This window comes from Facklamia lactis, assembly GCF_015863205.1.
In the GTDB taxonomy this organism is placed as follows: Bacteria; Bacillota; Bacilli; order Lactobacillales; family Aerococcaceae; genus Facklamia; species Facklamia lactis.
In genome coordinates, this window is the sequence record NZ_JACBXQ010000002.1 from 174,661 (window position 1) to 192,673 (window position 18,013).

The 18,013-nt window shown below is 35.2% G+C and carries 14 protein-coding genes; 2 read left to right on the top strand and 12 right to left on the bottom strand.

Annotated elements, in window-relative coordinates; genetic code table 11:
• Window positions 1-81: 81 nt before the first annotated feature.
• The 9 genes from HZY91_RS03750 to HZY91_RS03790 all read right to left on the bottom strand — a co-directional run bounded on the left by HZY91_RS03750 (window position 82) and on the right by HZY91_RS03790 (window position 10,954).
• Window positions 82-2,211, bottom strand: coding sequence for a transglycosylase domain-containing protein (locus HZY91_RS03750; protein ID WP_197114935.1), 2,130 nt, complete (start codon window positions 2,209-2,211; stop codon window positions 82-84).
• Between the two features lie 177 nt (window positions 2,212-2,388).
• Window positions 2,389-3,828: a glycogen synthase GlgA gene (gene glgA / locus HZY91_RS03755; protein WP_197114936.1), complete on the bottom strand. Its 1,440-nt coding sequence runs from the start codon at window positions 3,826-3,828 to the stop codon at window positions 2,389-2,391.
• Between the two features lie 10 nt (window positions 3,829-3,838).
• Entirely contained in the window at window positions 3,839-4,993 is a 1,155-nt protein-coding gene (gene glgD / locus HZY91_RS03760) for a glucose-1-phosphate adenylyltransferase subunit GlgD (protein WP_197114937.1), read from the bottom strand.
• Entirely contained in the window at window positions 4,980-6,131 is a 1,152-nt protein-coding gene (locus tag HZY91_RS03765; RefSeq protein ID WP_197114938.1) for a glucose-1-phosphate adenylyltransferase, read from the bottom strand. Before HZY91_RS03765 ends, glgD begins: the two co-directional genes overlap by 14 nt.
• 44 nt (window positions 6,132-6,175) lie before the next feature.
• Entirely contained in the window at window positions 6,176-8,074 is a 1,899-nt protein-coding gene (gene glgB / locus HZY91_RS03770; protein WP_197114939.1) for a 1,4-alpha-glucan branching protein GlgB, read from the bottom strand.
• A 411-nt stretch (window positions 8,075-8,485) separates the two neighbouring features.
• A complete protein-coding gene (gene gloA, locus HZY91_RS03775) occupies window positions 8,486-8,875 on the bottom strand; it encodes a lactoylglutathione lyase (RefSeq protein WP_197114940.1) in 390 nt (129 codons plus the stop codon).
• Between the two features lie 69 nt (window positions 8,876-8,944).
• A complete protein-coding gene (gene cdd, locus HZY91_RS03780; RefSeq protein ID WP_197114941.1) occupies window positions 8,945-9,352 on the bottom strand; it encodes a cytidine deaminase in 408 nt (135 codons plus the stop codon).
• A 16-nt stretch (window positions 9,353-9,368) separates the two neighbouring features.
• The gene (locus HZY91_RS03785) at window positions 9,369-10,649 is read right to left on the bottom strand and encodes a hypothetical protein (protein ID WP_197114942.1); all 1,281 of its coding nucleotides are present in this window, start codon (window positions 10,647-10,649) and stop codon (window positions 9,369-9,371) included.
• Between the two features lie 68 nt (window positions 10,650-10,717).
• Entirely contained in the window at window positions 10,718-10,954 is a 237-nt protein-coding gene (locus tag HZY91_RS03790) for a glutaredoxin domain-containing protein (RefSeq protein ID WP_197114943.1), read from the bottom strand.
• 148 nt (window positions 10,955-11,102) lie between these two features.
• Here HZY91_RS03790 and HZY91_RS03795 point away from each other — a divergent pair, with 148 nt between their 5' ends.
• On the top strand, window positions 11,103-11,930 hold the full coding sequence (locus HZY91_RS03795; protein WP_197114944.1) for a DUF368 domain-containing protein: 828 nt from the start codon (window positions 11,103-11,105) through the stop codon (window positions 11,928-11,930).
• 675 nt (window positions 11,931-12,605) lie between these two features.
• Window positions 12,606-14,891, top strand: coding sequence for a glycogen/starch/alpha-glucan phosphorylase (locus HZY91_RS03800; protein ID WP_197114945.1), 2,286 nt, complete (start codon window positions 12,606-12,608; stop codon window positions 14,889-14,891).
• A 333-nt stretch (window positions 14,892-15,224) separates the two neighbouring features.
• Here the strand turns inward: HZY91_RS03800 and HZY91_RS03805 are convergent, their stop codons facing one another.
• The 3 genes from HZY91_RS03805 to HZY91_RS03815 all read right to left on the bottom strand — a co-directional run bounded on the left by HZY91_RS03805 (window position 15,225) and on the right by HZY91_RS03815 (window position 18,007).
• The gene (locus HZY91_RS03805) at window positions 15,225-15,878 is read right to left on the bottom strand and encodes a YggS family pyridoxal phosphate-dependent enzyme (protein ID WP_438940305.1); all 654 of its coding nucleotides are present in this window, start codon (window positions 15,876-15,878) and stop codon (window positions 15,225-15,227) included.
• Window positions 15,879-15,905: 27 nt separating this feature from the next.
• The gene (locus HZY91_RS03810) at window positions 15,906-16,844 is read right to left on the bottom strand and encodes an AEC family transporter (RefSeq protein ID WP_197114947.1); all 939 of its coding nucleotides are present in this window, start codon (window positions 16,842-16,844) and stop codon (window positions 15,906-15,908) included.
• Window positions 16,845-17,218: 374 nt separating this feature from the next.
• Window positions 17,219-18,007, bottom strand: a complete 789-nt coding sequence (locus HZY91_RS03815; protein ID WP_197114948.1) for a transporter substrate-binding domain-containing protein — start codon at window positions 18,005-18,007, stop codon at window positions 17,219-17,221.
• Window positions 18,008-18,013 lie beyond the last annotated feature (6 nt).

The window sequence follows — 18,013 nt, forward strand, 5'->3', positions numbered from 1 at the left end:
CTTATCAATTCAAAGCTATTTTTTCAATCAATCCCTTTTAATTAATATTAATATTTAAACAAATTGACAAAAACTTTGTCATTAAAAACTTTGTAAAAAATCAGATAATTTTCGTCCCCAATCGCCTGCTATTTCTTTAGCATCTTGAAACCATTGATGACTATTCTGATTGATATCTTCTCCTAACTTTCTAACAAATTTTCCCATTTGATCTAACCAAGCTGTAGAAGCCACGGAATTACTGTCTTCTTCCATCTGTGAGGCATAAGTAACTTCAAATGGTGTTTGCGGAGAATTTGCAATTAGATAAGTTGTTTGACTCTTAAATAGCTGACCTAATCCTTCAGGCATAATTTCATCTAAATTTCCACTTTCAACATCATCAAGCCCCACCCATGTTGCAATGGCAAAATCAGGAGTATAGCCCACCATCCATCGGTCTCTCGTTTGAGAAGATCCATCAAACACTTCCGTCGATCCTGTCTTCCCAGCTATTAGACCATTATCTGGACCCGCGCCATAACCCGTTCCATATCCACCATAAGTATCTAACATCATACTCGTCATATCCGCTGCAATATTTTTGGTCATAATCAAATGTCTGGCAGGTCGTTCATTCTCATATACCACTTTTCCTGATGCATCTTCAATACGACGAATAAAATAAGAATCTTGTCGAATTCCCTCATTTGCAAACGCAGCATAGGATGACGCCATTTGAACAGGAGAAACGCCTGTAGAGAAAGCTCCCAAGGCTAATGTCAACTGCATGTCTTGCTTAGGAACTTTAATACCAAATTGTCGTAATTTTTCAACGGCAACATCAATTCCAAGCTGATCTAGCAAATAAACGGCGGAAGTATTTTTACTCTGAGCCAAGGCATAATACAAAGGAACTTCCCCAGAAGGTTCCGTATAATGATTATAGTTTTCTGGCATATAATCATCTGGTCCATAGGCTTTCACTACATCCGGGACCATAGAATGCATATGAAGCCCCTCTTCTAAAGCTGGTAAATACACGGCTAAAGGTTTAATAATCGAACCGGGCGCTCGATACATATCTGTTGCTCGATTAAATCCACGATAAATATATTCTCCCCTTCCACCATAGACAGCCATAATTCCACCACTTTCAGAATCAACGACGGCACTCGCACTCTGAACAATCGGCAGATCTTCTCCACCATCATTAAATAAATAATCATTTTCTGCATAGGATGAATCTAAACTATTCTGAGCACCCTGATCTAAATTCGTATACACAGTATATCCCTTAGACATTAAGTCATCTTCGGGGATATCTGTAACTTTAGTCGCTTCATTAATTACTGCATCGAAATAATGAGGATATTCATGTCCGCTATTTGCTGGAATATACGCATCATAAAGTGCTATTCCATTATTTTTAATCTCTTCTGCAGTATTAAAAGAGATAACTCCTTCTTTAGTTAATAAGTCTGCAATAACATTCCGACGATCAATTGCCGCATCATAGTCATCAATCGGATTAAAAATAGATGGACCCTTAAGCATTCCCGTTAAGATCATACTTTGATTCCAGTCTAATTGATTTGCATACACACCAAAATATTTTAACGAGGCATCTTCAATTCCCCAAACTCCATTACCAAAATAAGCATTATTAAGATACATTTCTAGAATTTGGTCTTTATCGTAAACTTTCTCAATCTCTAGAGCAAGAAAAAGTTCTTTTAATTTACGTTGGAGCGTTTGATCAGCAGAAAGAAAAGCATTCTTGGCTAACTGTTGGGTAAGCGTAGACCCACCCCCACCGGAGGTATCACGATTAATTAACAATCGAACTATCGCCCGACCAATCCCCATTGTATCAAACCCGTTATGCTCATAAAATCTTTTGTCTTCTGTGTAAATCACAGTATCTTGCATTTCTTGTGATATTTGATCTAAGGGCACATAGTTACCTTTTTGAGCTAATAATGTTCCGGCTGTTTGATCATATCGATCATAAATAGTTGTCTGATTCTGTAAAGCATTTTGAAGCGTATCAACATTTGTCATTTTAGCTAGCAATACTAAATATGATGATAAGAATAAAGATAGACTCAAACCAATAAATATTAACCATTTCCAACCTCGATAATAGCGCCAAAGGTTCTTAAATCCTTGCCAATACCGATGTTTTCTGGAGTCTGATGTTTCTTGTGTACTTTTTTTCTTGAAATTCATGCTTTCACCTACTTCACATATTCCACTCTATTATACCTGAGCTAGTTATCTATGCATCCTACCCTAGCATGATATACTTTTGCTTCCATTTAATCTTAACTGATAAATAAGAATATATTGGTAAATATTCTTGAACAATCAAAAACAACATCACTTTTTGCGATGTCGTTAATAATTTTATTCAGATAATAACTCTTGATATAGATTGAGGTATTGCTTAGCAGGATTCTCCCAAGAAAAGTTCTCTTTCATAGCCTGTTTCATAAGTTTCTCCCATTGAGCAGGATGATCGTAAAAAACTTCTAAAGCAAAATAAATCGTATTTAGCATCGTTCGACTATTAAAACCAGAGAATGAAAAACCTGTTCCTTCACCCGTAAATTGATTATAGGCTTGGACCGTATCTTTTAAACCTCCTGTTTCGTGCACAATTGGCAGGGTACCATAACGCATCGCAATCATTTGAGATAAGCCACACGGTTCAAAAGCACTTGGCATTAGAAACATATCTGAACCTGCGTATATTAACTGAGCTAAATTAATATCAAATTGAATACATGCTCTCATTGAATCATGGTAACGATTTTCAAAATATCGGAAGGAATGCTCAAAATTCGCATCACCGGTTCCTAATATAATCACTTGAACTCTTGCTTGTAACAACTCATCCAGTACTTCTTCTATCAGTTGAAAACCTTTTTGGTCCGTTAATCGACTAATCATTCCAATTATCGGAATACTCGGATCTTTTTTTAGTCCCAGCTTCTCCTGTAAAATAACTTTATTCTCTTTTTTACCAGACAGATCTTCAATAGAAAAATGAACAGATAGTTTGGGGTCAGTGGCTGGATCATTTAACTGATAATCGATTCCATTCACAATTCCTTTTACTTTCCATGCATTATACTGAAGGACCCCTTCTAGGCCTTCTCCAAATTCAGGTGTCATAATTTCTTGAGCATAAGATGGACTCACCGTTGTCACCCGATCAGAAAAGTTGATTCCACCTTTAAGGAAATTAATTCGATCCCCCATTTTCAATCCATCATCTGTAAAAGTATTGTACCCTGTCCCAAATACATTCGGTAACATCCATGCATCATAATTCCCTTGAAAGCGAATATTGTGAATGGTTAACACTTTTCGAATGTTCTGTAGACGATTTTTCCAATGATAACGATCTACTAATAAAACCGGAACCATCGCCGTCTGCCAATCATTACAATGAATTAAATCGGGAATCCAATCAATTACTTCTAACATTTCAATAATGGCTGTGGAGAAATAAGCAAAGCGTTCCCCATCATCCCACTCTCCATATAATCCTGCTCGATCGAAATAAGTTAAATTGTCAATAAAATAAAAGATAATCCCATCCAATTCTAATTGCTTTATACCGCAATAGACATTTTTATGTCCTAATTGGAATCGGAAATGCTTTAATTCAACCAACTCTTCTTTATATCTCGGTGGCATCTGAGAATAATTTGGGAGCACCACTCGAATATCAACCTCTGGTTCTTTAGCTAACGTTTTAGGCAAAGCATATGAAACATCTCCCAGACCACCTGTTTTAAAAAAGGGAGCTGATTCTGCGGATGCAAACAAAATTTTCATTTTCGACTCCTTACTTGATACTGGTAGCGATACGCTCATTCTTCGCAATCACTTTTATATCATCAGGTTTACCCATAATCGAAATTCCAGGTTCTACTATCACATTTTTATCCAAAATCGCATACTCAATTCTTGCCCCTTCACCAATCTGGGCGCCTTGGAGAATCACAGAATTTCGAACAATGGCATTCTCTTCCACCACTACCCGTCGATTTAATAAGGAGTCAACTACCTCACCATATATCGTTACTCCTGTAGCAATAATCGCATTTCTAACATAAGAACGTGCATGATAGTAGGTAGGTATTCCATTCTTTGTTTTAGTTAAAACTGGCTGACTAGTATGAAATAAAGCCATAAAAGACTGATGATTTAACATATCCATGTTCGCTTCAAAATAAGACTCGACACTATTAATATTTGCTGCATACCCAGTATATTCATAAGCATTTACACTATAATCTAGTAGCTTGGTTTGAATCAAATCATCCAATTCAAGGAATAAATGATTAGCAAGCGCCTCATCAATTAAATCAATTAAAAATTCTACACTAACAAAATACATATTCATGCTCGCCGAAACCGTATCTACTGCGGGTTTTTCTGAATTTTGCATCAGTTTAACTAATCTTTTATGATCATCAAATTCAAGTATCCGTTCATTCGGATCATCTTTACCAACTCTTGAAGCCAAAATATTCTTATACACGATAGTAACATCTTTACCTGATTCTATATGATGACTACGCATGCTTCTAATATCAATATTCGCTAAAATTTTAGATCCTGACACAAAAACATAATCCGCTTCTGATCTCTCAAGGAAAAGACGGTGATTAAAATAATAATCCTCATAATCATTCTCTAAATGATGAGCAGCCTTCCATTTCTGTTGCGAAAAAGTAAAAATTCCTCCTGCAATTTTTGAATCAAAGTCCCAAGATTCTCCTGATCGAACGTGATCATAGATAGAACGGCCAGATTCTCCAATAAATAAGGCTACTGAATTGACATCGGCATATGACAATGAAGAGAGAGAAAAATCAATAATTCGATAGCGACTTGCAAAAGGCAAGGCAGCAATTGGACGGTTATATGTCAAAGGATAAATATAACGATTATCTGCTGTTAAGTTTAGGATCGCACATGTTTTATTCTTCACCATCGTTTTTCGGACCTCCTACCTTATCTCCAAATCCAACAACTGCAATATTATCTTTTGTTCCCACTACCAAGGCACCATCAGCAACCGTTGCTTTTTCCCCGATAATGGCATATTCAATCGTACAAGATGCCCCAATGGTCGCATTGGCCATTATAACTGAGTCTTTAACATAAGAATCAAGTCCTACTTTTACATTTTGAGATAGTATAGAATGATGAATCTCTCCCGCAACATAGCAACCATCTGTAATGAAGGAATCATAAACTGCGGCATGCTCTGTAATCACTTGTGGTGGAGAAACTGGCGTATGAGAATAAATTCTCCACGAGGCTTCTGACTGATATAAAGGATGATTTAAGTCTAGAACTTCCATGTTTGCTTCCCATAAACTAGAAATCGTTCCGACATCCTTCCAATAACCTTCAAATGAATAAGCATAACAAGGCTCCCCATTCTCAAGATAAGTTGGGATCACATTCTTACCAAAATCTTCTAATTCACGATCTTTAGCAGCATCCTCAACTAAATATCGGCGTAAGATTGACCAATTAAAAATATAGATTCCCATTGATGCCAGATTCGATTGAGGTTCTTTTGGTTTTTCCTCAAACTCAATAATTCTTCCACCTTGATCAGTATTCATAATCCCAAACCTGGATGCTTCTTCTATGGGAACAGGAATAACTCCTACGGTCAAGCTCGATTCTTTTTGTTTATGATAGTCTAAGATTGCTGAATAATCCATCTTGTAAATATGATCCCCAGATAGAACCAGCACGTACTCTGGATTTTTTGAATCAATATAAGAAATATTCTGAAAAATAGCATTTGCTGTCCCTTTAAACCATTTTTCACCATCAGAAGAAGAATACGGTTGAAGAATGGTTGCACCACCATCGCGTGTATTTAATCCCCAAGAAGCTCCATTGCCAATATGTTCATTCAACTCTAGGGGTTGATACTGAGTCACCACCCCCACATTATTAATATTAGAATTGGCACAGTTACTCAATGCAAAATCAATAATACGATATTTGCCACCAAAAGGAACTGCTGGTTTGGCAATATGTTTAGTCAGTAGACCTAATCGAGTCCCTTGACCACCTGCTAGAATCATAGCTATTATTTGGTTTTTCATATGTCTTTTAGAAAGTGTAAAAACTTTCTTTCTCCTTTCCAATATTAATTTGACTCAGATTGTAATTGAATATATAGAACTGATAGGCCTGGAAGCTCAAGTAAAATCGAGTCAACCTGATGGTTCCATGGTTTACCTTGACTTTGAATCACTTCACTTCGGCTATTTTCTACCCAGCCACCAAACTGCTGGTCTTGCGAATTCATTAAAACTTTATATTTTCCTGAAATTGGTACGCCAACTTGTACATTTGAACGCGTGACAGGAGTGAAATTACAAATAACGATTGTAAATTCATGTTCAAATTCAGAATGCCGAATAAAAGATAAGATACCATTTTCTAAATCATCTGCTTCTAGCACTGTCAGACCTTTTGGATCATGATCCAATTGATAGAATTCTGGATAATCTAGTCCAATATGATTAAGCGTACTCATAAAGTAATGGTATTCACTATTAAAAGGCCTTTGTAACCCCGCCCAGTCAAGTTCCTCATAATATCGCCATTCTAAGTACTGGCCTAATTCATTCCCCATGAAATGTAGAACTTTTCCTGGTTGAGCGAGCATATAGGCATGCATAAGCCGAAGCGTGGCAAACTGATCCTGACGACTACCAGGGATCTTATCGAGTAAAGAACGCTTGCCATGAACCACCTCATCATGTGAAAAAGGAAGGATATAACGCTCTTTATACTGATACATAAATACAAAAGTAATAAGTCGTAAGTTTTCAGGACGATACAATGGATCTAATTCAAAAAAGCGAAGCACATCATTCATCCAGCCCATATTCCATTTATAATCAAACCCCAAACCACCTTCTTCAACTGCTTGAGTAATCTTTTCTCTACTTGTCGATTCTTCTGCAATCATATAAATATCAGGGAAAACTTCATGAATAGCCTGATTCATCTTTTGTATAAATGCGACCCCTTGTTTGTTAATATTATTCCCCTCTTCGTTGGGAGTCCAAGGGCCAGGATCAAAGTCAAGATAAAGCATATTCGAAACTGCATCAACTCGGACCCCATCTACATGAAATTCTTCAATCCAATAAAATAAATTGGAAATTAGAAATGACTGGACTTGATTTTTACCTAAATCAAAATTTAAGGTCCCCCAACCACGATTAGTAGCACGATTTTCATCTTGATATTCATAAGTAGGAGTTCCATCAAAATAGGCTAAAGCATTGGCATTCCGATTAAAATGGCCTGGCACCCAATCTAAAATAATTCCTATACCGGCCTGATGAGCCTGATCAATAAAATACTTTAATTCCTCAGTCGTTCCATAGCGGCCTGCTACTGCAAAATAACCTGTAATTTGATATCCCCATGAAGCTTCTAATGGATGATCCATCAATGGCATAAACTCTATATGAGTATATCCCATTTTTTTTACATAAGGAATCAAGCTACCCGCTAACTCATAAAACGTATAATAGCGACCATCAGGATGTTGTCGCCAAGATGTAGGATGAACCTCATAGATTTGTAAAGGAGTTCCAAATTTATCCTTTTTTGCACGTGAATCTAACCAAACCTGATCGTCCCAATGATAGTCATCTAAATCCCAAACTACCGATGCATCTTTAGGAGGGATCTCAAAATTCATGCCAAATGGATCTATTTTATATTCAATGTGCCCATTACCATGATCAATCCCATATCTATAACATTGACCCTGTTCGGCATTCGAACAAAAAAGTGTCCAAACTCCACCATCTAACTTGACCATCGGTATATTTGCCCATGAAGAAAAATCTCCTTGCAAATAAACCTGCCAAGCATTGGGAGCCCAGACACTAAATTGAAAACCTTCTATTCCATCATACACCTGTCTCTTAGAACCTAAGAAACGATAAGCATACCGATGGTTGCCTTCATTAAAATAATATATATCTTCTAATAAATTATCCGGGTACATCTGACTAAGCATTTAGCAACCCTCCTTTACAAAAAAACGCTATTATCCTGACAAAAAAGAGGAAAGCGTTTGTATTTTTTTACTTAATCTAACCTATATCTTTATTCTAACTTAATTTGGAAAAGTTTGAAAGCATAACCATCTTAATTATTTTTTCTTTTTTTATAAAAAAAGAACACTTTGAAATTCAAAGTGTTCTTTGAGTACTAAGTACTCCGAATCGCAAAATATTCTTTTAAGAATACTTCAAAACTTGTTCACATCAAGCTTTGACCTGCCACCTTCCTGGTTTGAACTCTTAGTTCCAGGCAGCTTGCTTCCAATCTACCAGATTGTATTCGACTCATCGCATGCAAAGATCTTATCATAAGTATCCTAACTTGTCAAAATAACTATCATGATCAAACTTTTAACATAACAATTTTATGCATCTTTTTTATTCAACATTACCTCTAAACGGTATCCGTCTGGATCTGACACAAAAAAATAAGACGGTTCATGGCCCGGTAGCCCTTTTAGTTCAGTCGTTTCATATCCTGCATCAAGGCATTTTTGATGTTGCGCTTGAAGATCATCCACTCCAATTGCCATATGACTAAATCCATTTCCAATTTCATATGGTTCCGAGTCATAATTATAAGTCAATTCTAACTCAAAATCAGAGCCCGGAACCACTAAATACACTAAATCAAATCCATGTTCAGGGAATTTACGATCTCTACTAATCGTAAAATCAAAAATCTCTGTATAAAATTTTAAACTTGCTTCACGATCAACAATTCGATAGCATGTGTGCAATAATTTTTGTACCAAAATAAACACCTTCCCCTTCTTAAGTTACTATCAATATAACAAACTTCACTCTAGTCTACAAAAAGAATGCTACATTTCCATTTTTTCAAAAGCTAAAGGGACGAGTTCGCCCACGCTTGTCTCTAAGATCTGTTGGTCATGACGAGTGAGATAAACTGGAGTTTGGGGGTTAGCCATTTCTACTAAAACTTGACGACAAATTGAACAGGGAGGTAAATAGCTTTCTGTATCCCCTGCAACTGCAATGGCTTTGATAAAGCCTGGTCGTTCCCCATCCGAAACAGCTGTAAAAATTGCCGACCGCTCTGCACAATTTGTGGCTCCGAAGGAGACATTCTCAACATTCACTCCTGTATATATTCTGTCATCTTGAGTCAAAATAGCACACCCCACTGGAAATTTAGAATAGGGAGAATAAGAATTCTTCATCACGTTTCTAGCCTCTTGTACTAATTTTTCAATGATTACTTTATCCATCAATAACCTCTTTTCTTTATTCCATTAACATTAAATCCACTACTTCTTCGGCTTGTATCTTAGCTTGAAGCACCATAGTCCGATTATCTGCAAAAGATATCCAGGTGCAATAATTCTGATTGCTCCCCAGATAGAATATCTTTCCATCAGGAACACCAAATTTTTCCTCCATTGTCACCAAAGAAATAGGTAATTGACTCTTTAATTCTTCTGTCTTGAACTGGTCGACGGGCAATTCTTTAAATGTTTCTTCTTGATAATGATTAAATGTTGCGATGACCAATTGCTTATCGCGATAGACTAATTCCACTATATAAACGTGTTCATCAGATAAAGCATAGTAATGATCCACTTGAGTTATTTCATCCAACTGTTGACTCTCAGTAGCTTCTCCTACTATTTCAAGAACATCATTAATAGTGACTGGAGTTAATTCTTGATCAGATTCTTTCACTCCCTCAACCAATTTTTTTGAGTTATCTAACTGAATATCACCTAAAAATTGAGACAACTTCATATATTTATTCTTAAATTCACTAAAATTTTTGAAAGAAGATTCCTTTAGATGCGCAGGCAATAACCCTCTCATCTTCTCTTTCAGTGAAGAGGTTTCGTCCACAATCATATTCTCAGAAGTACTCACTTCCTCAAATAAAGAATTAGATTTTATTTCCTCAATTTCTTCATTGATTGTAGGTAAGGTTTCAAACGTTTGATGATTATTTTCAATTGTGACTGGCCATTCTGATAAGAGCGTGTTTACCATTAATGGTTGCACTTCAGACATTACTAAAGGATAATGACTCGTTATTTGCTTCTTATTTTTCGAATCCTGAATCACAATCTCTAGACTATGATCTTCTACTTCATCTTTACGTTTAAAGATCTCTACACTTCGATTAGCACTCCAGGCCTTAGCTAGAAGATCGCCTTCAGTTAAGTCACCTCCAAAATAAGCAATAGCCAAATAAATTAACCGATCTTCATAATAGATCACCACAACTTCTGCCAGACTTTCTTGTTCTGATTTCTGCGTCAATTCGATTGACTGGCCTTTAAATGCTTTTTCTTTAAAGAGAAGATCGTGTTTTTTAACCTCAATCTCCTCATATTTTTCTTGGACTTTTTCAATCGCTTCTTCAACCTCAAAAACTTGGTAATAGTCCTCCTTAGCATCTGAATGGCGATCAAAATATTTGTTTTTTGAATTGAACTTCGTAAAGACTTCATTTGCGGCTTGCCAATCATAGGAAGCTTCTAAAGCTGAGCTTTTCAAAATAGGCAAAGATAAAATCAATAATAATCCTACAAATAGCTTTTCTTTAAAATATACTTTTATAATGCTCTCTCCATTCCTGCAAATCACTAATCAAGTTCAAAATAAAATTGATCATTTTGATATAATACAGGCACTCCAACAAGTCCTTGCTTTTTAACATCCTCAAACTCAGGACGTGCGTCACGCCATTTAAGAAATTCTTTTAGCCCTTTCATAGAGTCTGTAATGTTAACTTCCTGATACTCAATCCCTCTATTTTTTAATTTTGTTACAAAGTCAGAAGTATTAGGACACTTATCAGAATAATAAAGAATTGTTGACATTTTACTCATCTCCTTAGTATTATTAGTTTTTATTATACAATAATCCATTCACTTCTCCTACTTTTGTAGGAATTTCATAGACTTTCATTGATAATTTTTTTACCACAAGCTAAACTAATGAAGTATTTAATAATTGGAGGCTTTCAATATGGAAACAATCAAAGATTGGTTTTGGCGGTTTGTCAAAGGAATGTTCATAGGTTCTGGTTTTATTTTACCCGGTGTCTCTGGAGGGGCATTAGCAGCAATTTTTGGATTATATGAACGGATTATTCGCTTTTTGGCTAACCTAACAAAAGATTTCGTTAATAATATTATTTTTTTCCTTCCTGTAGGATTAGGGGCATTAGCCGGTATTGTCATTCTATCTTTTGGCGTGAGCCATGTATTAGAAAATTATCAGACCCTTGTCATGTGGTTTTTTGTAGGTTGTATTGTCGGGATGCTCCCTTCCTTATGGAAAGAAGCAGGTGAGAAAGGGCGTCATAAGAGCGACCTTATTTTTATGGGAATTACAATCTTTATTGCTACAATCATTCTAGGCTTTGGTCAACAACTCTTTGGTGGTCAAGTCAATCCAAGTTTTGTAGCTTGGCTTATTGCCGGAGGCTTAATTGCCTTAGGTGTTTTAGTGCCAGGGCTTAGTCCTTCTAACTTCATCTTTTATATGGGCTTATATCAAGCCATGTCAGATGGCTTTAAATCGCTTGATTTCTCGGTCATTATCCCGATCGGAATTGGTGGTTTACTAACGGTTTTACTCTTTTCCAAAATGATTGAAAAGATTTTTAATCATCATTACAGCAAGTTTTTCCACTTCGTCTTTGGAGTCGTCGTCGCGTCAACTTTTATGATTATTCCAACCGATTATAGTGGTTTTTCTCTTCTACATTATCTTCTGGCTTTCTTAATGTTGATTGCAGGAAGTTTACTTGGCTGGTGGATGTCAAAATTAGAAGAAAAATATAAAAAATAATTCTAACAAAAAAGCCTTTATTTGTACCGTCCCCCAAAAGTTAGACCAAAAATCTAACCATTGGCGGTCAGTACAATTCCACATTATGGCTTTTTTATTTTTTATAAATAAATTGCTCAATATATTTACAATTGATAAAATAGCGTACCTATATAAAAAAAAAGAAGCTATCTTTGAAAATTTAATCTTCAGGGGTAGCTTATTAATTTAAAATACAAAAACATCTAATTGCCAAAATAATCTATATATAAAAGTTTAACGGTTTTCCATATTTCGGGATATTACAGATACAACAACAGGTAAAAAAAGAAGAAATAATATTATAAATAGTATTTCTTTTGAATATAAATAGGCCAATAAAAATATTAAAGGCACTAATAACAACCACTATTTTTTCATTTTCATTAACATGTTCCTCTCAATTTTTTATATAAATATGAAAAAAATCTCTCTTTCTATGAAAAAATTGGCATTCTTTTCTTAATATATTATAATAAACCCGGGTTATCTATCGGATTTACTGATTAATTTCCCCACACATCATCCAGATCATTTTACATTGATGCTTTGAACAATTACTATCTATATTAGATTATTATAAGGAAACGATGTATTTTTTCCTATTCGAGTTTGTTTTTGCTAGAATAACATTGTACATTGAGAGGAGCTAACAACATGAGTATTTTAGAAAATTATGCTAAGCGCATGTACAACAAAAAAGTTTATGATTGTGACAATACTGAAATTTATAATTTACTAATGGAACTTGTAACAGACGAAACCGCAAAACTTCCTACCCGAGACCAGGATGAAAAGAAAAAACTCTACTATTTTTCAGCGGAATTTTTAATCGGAAAAGTATTAAGTAATAATTTAATTAATTTAGGAATCTACAATCAAATCAATAATGAACTCATCGCAAATGGGAAAAGTTTGATGGATATTGAACATACAGAAAAAGAGCCCTCTTTAGGAAACGGAGGACTTGGCCGACTTGCCGCTTGCTTCGTGGACTCTATTACAAAAATGGGAATTAACGGAGATGGAGTCGGACTGAACTATCACTTCGGGCTCTTTAAGCAAGAATTTGATGATAATCAACAAGTGACAGTTCCCGATGAATGGTTAACAGATAAAAATTGGATTCGCAGAACTCAAATTTCCTTCGAAGTTCCCTATCGTGACTTTGTTTTAAAATCTACTCTCTATGATCTGAACATACTTGGCTATAAACAAACTCACCGCAATCGCTTACGTCTATTTGATCTTGACAGTGTAAATCCTAACATCATTGAAGAAGGAACCATTAACTTTAATAAAAATAATATTAAAGAAAATCTTACCCTTTTCCTTTATCCTGACGACTCAAGCCATGAAGGTCGTTTACTAAGAATTTACCAACAATACTTTATGGTTTCAAATGGCGCCCAACTAATCTTACATGAAGCAAAAGAAAAGGGTAGTAATTTACATGATCTAGCTGACTACGCTGTTATTCAAATAAACGATACGCATCCTACTTTTATCATTCCTGAATTAATTCGCTTATTAGTTGAAAAAGGGATTGATTTTGATGAAGCCACAGACATTGTGAGCTCTATCACTGCTTTTACCAACCATACGATTTTGGCAGAAGCTTTAGAAAAATGGCCGATTAGCGACCTTGAATGTGTCATGCCTCACTTAGTAGATGAAATCCGACGACTAGATGACAACATTCGTCAAAAATATCCTAATAACCCGGAAACATGGATTATTGATGACTATTCGACTGTCCATATGGCTAATATGGCAATTCATTATGGCTTTTCAGTGAATGGTGTCGCTGAGCTCCATACCGAAATTCTTAAAACTTCTGCTCTCAAGCCCTTTTACGATATTTATCCAGATAAATTTCATAATATGACAAATGGTATAACATTCCGCCGCTGGGTAATGGATGCCAACAAAGAACTCTCTGAATATCTCGACCTAAAAGTGGGGACATTATGGCATCGAAATGCTGATTTAAGAGGATTTCTTGACTTTAAAGATGATGAGCGTACCTTAACCAAACTACGTGCAATCAAGCATAATAGCAAATTAAGACTGAAGAAACGTCTAAAAGATCGGATGGGTATTGATTTAGATGAACATTCTATCATCGATATTCAAATTAAACGAATGCACGAATACAAACGTCAGCAAATGAACGCTTTATGGGTTATTTATAAATATTGTGATATTAAGAATGGAAACATACCTGAAACGCCTATTACGGTTATTTTTGGTGGGAAAGCAGCTCCCGCCTATACTATCGCCCAAGACATTATTCATTTAATCCTCACCCTATCAGAATTGATTCGTCTTGACGATGAGGTTGCCCCCCATTTACAAGTAATCATGGTTGAAAATTACAACGTCACGTATGCTCAATATCTAATTCCTGCTGCTGATATTTCAGAACAAATCTCTTTAGCTTCAAAAGAAGCTTCTGGCACAGGCAATATGAAATTGATGGCAAATGGGGCACTTACCATTGGCACGCTAGATGGAGCAAACGTTGAAATAAGAAATGAGGTTGGCGATGATAACATTTATATCTTTGGTAAAGAAAGTCATGAAATTATCGATCTCTATAATCAAAATGCTTACAACTCTCATGAATACTATACAAGAGAACAAATCAAACCCTTAGTAGATTTCATTATTAGCCATGGCATGCTTTACTTTGGTAATGAAGAAAGACTCTATCGTCTGCATAATGAACTGGTCACCAAAGACTATTTCATGACATTAATTGATCTAGAAGATTATATTGAAACGAAGGAACAGATGCTACGCGATTATGAAGACATTGATGCTTGGTACAAAAAATCAGTTGTCAATATTGCTAAATCAGGTTTCTTCTCTAGCGATCGAACCATCGCCAATTATAATGATACAATTTGGCATTTACCGGTTTCCTATGGAGAAGAATAGATAATTTTTGAACTATAATAAAGGTATAAAGTAGCTAGTCACTTACAAGCTTTTGCTAGTAGAGGACTGGCTATTTTCTATTCATTGAAATAGCCATCTATTATTTTCTAACTTTAGTTTTATATTACCAAGCCTAAAATCCATCCAACTTTTATTAGGCTGTAGTAATATCTCCAAATCAAAAATAAAAAATTTTCAACTGCATGGTTAAAATCCACATGACTATATTGTGAGGAACTTACATGAAATTTAACCCCTAACCTATATACAATTATCCTTAAACAAAAACGCATGAACTTCCATGCGTTTTTGTTTCTAATTCATATTTTAATTTTATTTTTCATCATAGATAGCTGTTCCGACCCTAATAAAAGTTGCTCCTTCTTCAAGTGCAATTTCATAATCTCGAGACATTCCCATGCTTAATTCCTGACAAGGAGCATAAGATAATTTTTTTGAAGCAATTTCTTTCTGTAAATTTCTTAATTCCCCAAAAATTTCATGTAATTGAACGGGACTTGCATCAATGGGTGCCATCGTCATTAATCCTATGACTACTACCTTATCATATTTTGCTAGATCTTCTATCACCGTTACAACCTGACTAGGTTCAAAACCGCCTTTACTCTCTTCTCCAGATATATTAACCTGAAGAAAACAATTAACTGGATGATTAGCGCGTTTCTGAATTTCTTTCGCTAAAGAAACGCGATCAAGTGAATGTAAATAATCCACCTCATTAATAATGAGCTTCACTTGGCGCGATTGAAGATGACCAATAAAATGCCATTTAATATCGGGTGCAAGATTGGATAAGGCTTCCTTCTTTTGTAAAAATTTATCCGTCCGATTTTCAGCTAAATTATTAATTCCTGCTTGATAAACTTGCCTCGTCGTTTCAGCATCTACAAACTTTGTAACGGCTATTAATGTAACATCCTTTTCCCCTATCTTACTTTGAATATTTGTAAGGTTCTGTTTTAATATTTGTTCATTCAATTTACATTCCTCCAATTAATTTAAATAGGGATAATACGATTGATATAACCAACTCGATAAATATAACATGATGGGTGTAGTGACCGTTGACCCAACAGTGGTTAAGAGAACCAACTTTGCTCCATAAAGGTAGTCTCCTCCAACTATTTGACTCAACAATGACGTCATCATGGCACAAGGACCAGATAAGATCATCATTAAAATATAAAAAGTTTCAAAAGATAAATGAGGTATCCAAATCAAAATTCCCAAAGTAAGAAATGGCCATATTAATAATCTTAATACAACGGTTAACCACAATCTCCGATCTCGATATTCCTCCCAAGCTAGCAAATCTACAAAATAAGAACCTAAGACGATCATGGCAAGTGGGGAATAAATAGAAGTTAGCTGAGCCACTCCTTTAATCATAATTGGAGGTAAAGAAAGATTCAAAAGTCTAATAAAAAGTCCGATGGCAAAAGCAAAGATAATTGAATTTTGTAAAAATTTTGGTTGCCGATTCGTTTCTTTGACACTAATCATATCGAGACCAATCGTCCATGAAATAAAATTATTTATAATCAAGATTCCTGTGGTAATAATGACCATTGACGGACCAAAAACCGCTCGAGTTAAAGGAATTCCAATAAAACCAACATTTCCGAATACAGTCGCAAATTTTGAAACGCCTTCCTGAAATCTTCCGTATATCAGATTGCCCACCACCACTCGAATAAGCATGATTCCGCCATAAACTAACATAGCAATAAGCATCTGTTGTGTTTGACCTTGATCAAAAGGCTGAAAAAAAGATTCAACAATTAATAAAGGTGTCAAATATTTAATAATAATTTGGTTAATTTCAGAGATCGTTTGCTGAGATAGGACGGATCGTTTAACTAACACAAAACCTATAAAAGAAATTCCAATTAAAATCAATAATTGCTGAAAAATAATCACGGCTAACTCCATATAAACATCCTTTCAGCCTTTTATCCATTATGTCGCTAAGGAGCCATATATATCTTTATCCTTCGACTAGCAAAATGGCTTTATTTTTAGCCATAACTTTTATTAAAAAATATCCTCCTAAAAGAGCAACAAAATTAGAAAGCGATTCTTACATTTTTTAATTCATCATATTTTTAAAGTTTATAGTTAAGTGACAATAACGTCTTATTTATTGTTAATTTTACTCGTTCAAAGATAAGCTTTTACCGTTTGAGATCACTTATTTTACAAACATACATCTATTCTACCATAAAAAGAGCCCTCAAAAATTAGATTGCATCTAACTTTTAAGGGCTTTTTATCAAAAATCGTTCGAAAGTCTCTTCTTTACTTTCCTATTTAATTCCAGCTGTCAAATCTTGTCCTGTCCATTTTTCAGTAATTTCTTTAATCGTTCCATCTTCTAATAACTCTTGAATTACTGCATCTAATTCTTCTTTTAAAGTTTCGCCTTCTTCATTATTTTGCAGAAAGAATGCAACATTTCCAGATAGCAGAGATTCTCCAGTGTTAATAAACTTCACATTTAATTTTTTACTATTCGATTCCATTTGTGACAACATGCCTGCCACAGCATCGACTCTTCCGTTTGCTAGATCGTTGTACATTGAAGCATTATCCTGATAAGTTTGAACCTCAAATCCATATTCCTTGGATAACTCTACTACTTTCGGCTGAACCGCTTGTCCAGACTTTACCCCCACTTTTTTATTTTTTAATTCTTCAACACCTGTTATCGTTTCTTTATTATCTTCTAATACAACCCAAACCGTTTCCTCACTGGAGTATGCTTGAGAAGCTTTTGCTATTTCTAATCGTTCATCAGTAACTTCCATATGGTTGGAAATGATATCTGAGCGACCTGTCTCCAATTCGCCTATCAAACCATCAAACTCTACCTGCTTAACTTCAACTTCCCATCCTGTTTTTTCTTCAATTGCTTGCCATATTTCACCGTCAATACCCGTCCATTCACCAGAATCAGGCATAATTTGAGAGAAGATATCTGAAGTTCCTGATGTAGCCACAATTACTTTATCTGCTTCAGCATTTACTTTCAGAAAAGTATATGACATAACTAATAAAACCATTCCTATAAGAAATACTATTTTAATTTTTTTCATAATAAA